Genomic DNA, 1,477 nt, shown 5'->3' on the forward strand with positions numbered 1-1,477 from the left:
GCTCGAGTCCGCGCTATCAATTCAGTTGATGTCTCGTCGGTACCAAAGTCATCCGCGCTAACTAACATTACAGGTAAAGTGGGGTTGCCCCCTGCAGTTGCATCTTTTACAGCTATGCCTTTGGTTTTTGGTATTAGTCTTAACTGGCTATTTCCTGCAGGTGCAGAAGATACGCTTAGAACCGAGCTTGAATACGGGCCCAATAACAGCGACCTCGGTATGATCAAGCTCGGTGATTTTGCATACCCAATTGCTACTCATACAATGACAGGCTTAAGTGCTGGTTCTAGCTTTTGGTTCAGGGCTCGCTTGGTTGATCGCTCAGGTAATGTAGGTCAATGGTCAAATTTTGTCAGCGGTAAATCATCAACAGATCAAACAGAATATGATGATTACTTTAGCAAACGGATAACGTCATCAGCACTGGGTCAAGAACTACTAAGTGAAATAGAGCTCATCCCCATCATAAAGATTGAATCTGACAAAATACCAGATATTGAAACGTCGCTAGTTCAAACACAGTCACAAATATCGCAAATGCAGGCAGAAATCGCCGATATAAGTGGCGCGGGAGAATGGGATAATACAGCCTCATATTTATCTGGGCAGTTAGTTAAATATCAGGGTAAGTTATATTCAGCAAAACAAACCGTACCAGCAGGGACGTTACCAACCAACACAACATACTGGACGAAAATTGGTGAGTATTCATCGCTCGGTGAAGCAGTATCTGCTTTAACTGTGCGTCTTGATACTGTGGAAACGTCAATTGATACCATAGACGATAAACTCGTTTCGCAAGCCGCTAGAGTGGATGGTATTTTTGCTCAAGTTAATCCGCCTCTTTCTGGTGATATGAGTTGGGATGCTGGAACCACTGAAGTACTTGCCGGGGTTTGGTCAGAGCAATATGCTCGCGCTTCTGCAGATGAAGCGTTAGCTACTAGTATTGATTTTGTTTCAGCGACGTTAGTTAATAATCAAGCGGCAATTACGATCGAAAAAAACGCACGAGTAACGGCTGATGAATCACTGGCAAGTCAAATATCGACAGTTTTTGCCATAACTAACCAAAATGCTGCGTTAATAAAAAATGAGCAAATAGCTCGAACTGATGCTGACAGTGCCTTAGCGCAAAACATCACAACAGTACAAGCTAGTGCCACTGCAGCCAATACTAAAGCGACTCAAAATGCTGCCGCAATTCAGACCGAGCAAACCGCTAGAGCGAACGCAGATAGTGCTTTAGCGCAAAATATCACAACAGTACAAGCTAGTGCCACTGCAGCCAATACTAAAGCGACTCAAAATGCTGCCGCAATTCAGACCGAGCAAACCGCTAGAGCGAACGTAGATAGTGCCTTAGCGCAAAACATCACAACAGTTCAAGCCAGCGCCACTGCAGCCAATACTAAAGCGACTCAAAATACTGCCGCAATTCAGACCGAGCAAACCGCTAGAGCGAACGCAGATAGTG

The 1,477-nt window shown here is 44.5% G+C and carries 1 pseudogene; it reads left to right on the forward strand.

The features are described 5' to 3' along the window. Positions 1–1,477: pseudogene (locus H5185_RS10065) on the forward strand (carbohydrate-binding protein); the annotation flags it as partial.

This window comes from Shewanella sp. SG44-6, from assembly GCF_014164185.1.
Taxonomy (GTDB): Bacteria; Pseudomonadota; Gammaproteobacteria; order Enterobacterales; family Shewanellaceae; genus Shewanella; species Shewanella vesiculosa.